We start from the raw sequence: 3,545 nt of genomic DNA, 5'->3' as shown, positions 1-3,545 counted from the left end.
TGACGCGGCCTACTCTCGCCGCGAGGCAGCTTCTCCAACCTCCGGTAGCACAGCGTCACTTCGAAGGTGAAGTTGCCCATTGCGTTGGAGGCGTGGTCAGCCCCGTGCTCTTGAACATCGCCCTGCACGGGATGGAGACGGCTGCGGGAGTCCGATACCGGCAGACCGGCCGCCGTGCCGGTGACACCATGCCGGGCTCCCCGCTGCTGGTGAGATACGCCGACGATCTCGTCGCCCTGTGCCATTCACGGGAACAGGCCGAACAGGTCAAGGCCCGGCTTGCCGAGTGGCTGAGGCCGAGAGGACTGGTCTTCAACGAGGACAAGACGCGCGTCGTCCACCTCGAAGAAGGCTGTGACTTCCTCGGCTTCACCATCCGCCGCTATCACGGCAAGCTGCTGATCAAGCCCAGCCGCGAGACCGTCAGACGGATCCGGAACAGGATGCGCGCCGAGGTGCGGTCCCTGCGCGGGGCCAACGCCGCCGCGGTGCTGCAACGGCTCAACCCGATTATCCGCGGGTGGTCCGCCTACTACCGGAGCGTGGTCGCCAGCGAGGTCTTCACGGCGCTGGACGACTACATGTGGAAGCTCACCTACAAGTGGGCGACCCGCACTCACCCGAACAAGCCCCGGCACTGGGTCACCGCCCGGTACTACGGCAAGTTCAACACGTCCCGGCAGGACCAGTGGGTATTCGGCGACCGCGACAGCGGCGCCTACCTGCTGAAATTTGCCTGGACGAAGATCGTCCGACACCAGATGGTCCACGGCTCGGCGTCCCCGGACGATCCTGCCCTGGCTACCTACTGGGCCGAACGGCGCCGCACCAGTGCACCGCCGCCGATCGACCGTGCCACCCTGCGTCTGCTTCAGACGCAGAACGGGCAGTGTTCGATCTGCCGGGGCCCGCTGCTGCACGTCGATGACCCGCCGTCCCGCCCCACCGAGTGGGAGCAATGGCTGCGGGGCACCCGCCAGGCGATCAGCACCAGGAAGATCACCTATCGCGGAATCGGAACGTCGGACGGGGTGCAACTCCGTCTCATCCACGCGGCTTGCCGCGCTGCATGCCTGTGAGCCCCTGGGGCTTGCTTGAGCCGAGCTGCGGGGAAAGCCCGCACGGCCGGTTCTGAGGGGGGACCGTCGCAGCAATGCGACGGTCCTACCCGACTCTTCCTCGCCTATGCCACCGACCGTGGCCGCACGCTGATCGACCGCAGGCTGTATCTGCCCACCTCCTGGACGGACGACCGCGACCGGTGCCATCGGGCCGGTATCAGCGATGAGATCGCCTTCGAGACCAGTCGTAGCGGGTGGCGAGCCCACGCCACTCCTTGATCTTGTTGATGCAGCGTTCCACCGTGTTGCGGTCGCGGTAGAGCTCGGTGTCATGGGCGGGGGGTCGCCCGCCACGACGTCCCTTCGTCTTGCGGTGGGCCGCCTGGTCGGTCTTCTCCGGAATCACCGCCCGGATCCTGCGTCTGCGCCTGCGCAGCCTCAGCCGATGCTTCAGGAATGGCAATTGCTCCGCTCACATAGTTGATGCTGACTATTCGTAGATGGATAGTGGTCTCTGACGAAGGGGAGAGGGATATGGCCGGGCGGGCGGTGGGCAATCTGCTGGGGCTGGCGGTGCTGTCGTATCTCAGTCAGCGGCCGATGCACCCGTACGAGCTGTCGCGGGCCATGCGCGACCACGGCGACGCGCGGAGCATCAAGTTCAGCCACGGGTCGCTGTACATGGTCTTCCAGCAGCTCGCCAAGGCCGGTTTCATCGTCGAGCAGGAAACGGTCCGGCAGGGGCAGCGTCCCGAACGGACCGTCTACGCGCTCACCGACCAGGGACGCCTCGAACTGGGTGACTGGCTGCGGGAACTGGTCGCCGAGCCCGCCCACGAGTACCCCCGATTCGTGGCGGCACTCGCACTGATTGCCGCGCTTGACCCCAGCGAGGTGGTCGAGTTGCTCACCGAACGCCGACAGCGCCTGGCCGCGCAGCATGCTGATATCCGCAGACTCATCGACGACACCGTGGCGGCGGGCATCCATCCGCTGTTCCTGGTCGAGGAGGAGTACCGCCTGGCACTCCTTGATGCCGACCAGGCCTTCGTCGCCCGGTTCATCGAACGGATCGACAACGACTGGGGCCCGATGTGGGCCGCTTTCCACCGGCAAGGAGAGGCAGGGCAACCATGAGCCGCACAGCGCTGGTGATAGGTGGCGGGATCGCCGGACCGGCGACCGCCTTGGCACTGCAGAAGGCCGGTATCGACGCCGTCGTTTACGAGGCGCATGCCGAGGGAGCCGACGGCGCGGGCGTGTTCCTCACCTTGGGTTCCAACGGTATCGACGCGCTCAAGACGATCGGCGCCGACCAGCAGATCACCCGCACCGGCATCGCCACACCGCAGATCACCCTGCACAGCAGCAAGGGCAAGCGGCTCGGTGTCTCGAGGATCAGCTCCGCGGCAGGAACACCGTCCAGGACCATCAGGCGGGCGGGCCTCTACCGCGCTCTGTACCAGGAAGCGGTGCGCAGGGACATCACCGTGCACCACGGCAAATGCCTGGTCAGCGCTGAAGACACGGAAGAGGCTGTCCGTGCGACCTTCGCCGACGGCACCACTGCCACCGCGGACCTGCTGATCGGCTGTGACGGCGTGCACTCGGCCGTCCGCAAGGCGGTCGACCCAGAGGCGCCCGCCCCCTCCTACGCGGGCCTGATCAGCCTCGGCGGCTACACCCGTGACGTCACGGTCGACGCCGAGCCGGGCTCATACACGATGATCTTCGGGCGGCGTGCGTTCTTCGGCTACGCCGTCGCCGCTGACGGCGAGGTCTGGTGGTTCGCCAACTTACCGCGTGCGGACGAACCTGCCCGCGGCGAAGTCGAGCGCATCGGCAGCGACGAGTGGAGGCGCACCCTCGTCGAGGCCTTCGCGGATGACGCGGGACCGGCGGCGCGCATCATCGAAGCCACCAGCAGCGACAACATCATGACGGCCAGCCCTGTCCACCTGCTCAGGCGCCTGCCCGCCTGGCATCGCGGCCGGATGATCGTCCTCGGTGACGCCGCGCACGCCCCGTCGCCGAGTTCCGGCCAGGGCGCCTCGCTGGCCGTCGAGGACGCCGTCACTCTGGCCCGCTGCCTGCGCGACACACCCTCTCATGCGGAGGCCTTCACCACATTCGTCGACCTGCGCCGACGGAGGGTCGAGAAGATCATCAAACAGGCCGCCCGTATCAACAACAGCAAGGCGGCGGGCCCGCTGGGCCGCCTGTTCCTCGACAACGTCATGCCGTTCATCCTCAAGGCCGCGGCCAGCAGCAGGTACACCGAAGAGGTCTTCGGCCACCACCTCGACTGGGACGCTGTGGTCTGGCCAGCCGGTGTTGATGGGGATTCTTGAAATCAGCCAGCGTTGCTCTTCGCCTCGCTTCGTTACTGGTTACTGACTTCGGCGCATTAGGGTGACGCTGGGTCATCGAGGGTCAGGCCGGTGCCTGCTATGAAGCCGTCGAGGGTGTCGGGCCGGTACTGGA

General features: G+C 66.8%; 3 protein-coding genes and 3 pseudogenes. 4 read left to right on the top strand and 2 right to left on the bottom strand.

The window, feature by feature from the left end:
* The first annotated feature begins 104 nt into the window (after positions 1-104).
* The gene (locus tag ABT078_RS42375) at positions 105-1,079 is read left to right on the top strand and encodes a group II intron maturase-specific domain-containing protein (protein WP_502981578.1); all 975 of its coding nucleotides are present in this window, start codon (positions 105-107) and stop codon (positions 1,077-1,079) included.
* A 93-nt stretch (positions 1,080-1,172) separates the two neighbouring features.
* A pseudogene (locus ABT078_RS42370) lies at positions 1,173-1,304 on the top strand (transposase); the annotation flags it as partial.
* A 1-nt stretch (position 1,305) separates the two neighbouring features.
* Here the strand turns inward: ABT078_RS42370 and ABT078_RS42365 are convergent.
* Positions 1,306-1,488 (bottom strand): annotated as a pseudogene (locus ABT078_RS42365) (IS5/IS1182 family transposase); the annotation flags it as partial.
* Between the two features lie 107 nt (positions 1,489-1,595).
* Between ABT078_RS42365 and ABT078_RS42360 the strand changes: the two are divergent.
* Positions 1,596-2,198 carry a PadR family transcriptional regulator gene (locus ABT078_RS42360; RefSeq protein WP_351237798.1) on the top strand — a complete coding sequence of 201 codons (603 nt, stop codon included), beginning with the start codon at positions 1,596-1,598 and terminating at the stop codon, positions 2,196-2,198.
* A complete protein-coding gene (locus tag ABT078_RS42355; protein WP_351237796.1) occupies positions 2,195-3,412 on the top strand; it encodes an FAD-dependent oxidoreductase in 1,218 nt (405 codons plus the stop codon). The genes ABT078_RS42360 and ABT078_RS42355 overlap by 4 nt, the downstream gene beginning before the upstream one ends.
* Positions 3,413-3,468: 56 nt before the next feature.
* On the opposite strand, the pseudogene ABT078_RS43045 reads toward ABT078_RS42355, so the two are convergent.
* Positions 3,469-3,545: pseudogene (locus tag ABT078_RS43045) on the bottom strand (transposase); the annotation flags it as partial.

Source organism: Streptomyces sp. NPDC002133 (assembly GCF_040296405.1).
In the GTDB taxonomy this organism is placed as follows: domain Bacteria; phylum Actinomycetota; class Actinomycetes; order Streptomycetales; family Streptomycetaceae; genus Streptomyces.
This window is presented reverse-complemented; position numbering and strand designations above follow the sequence as displayed.

What these genes read in the sequence shown, in the direction of transcription:
- ABT078_RS42360 (WP_351237798.1), top strand. Translation starts at nt 1,596, where the DNA reads ATGGCCGGGCGGGCGGTGGGCAATCTGCTGGGGCTGGCGGTGCTGTCG.
- ABT078_RS42355 (WP_351237796.1), top strand. Translation starts at nt 2,195, where the DNA reads ATGAGCCGCACAGCGCTGGTGATAGGTGGCGGGATCGCCGGACCGGCG.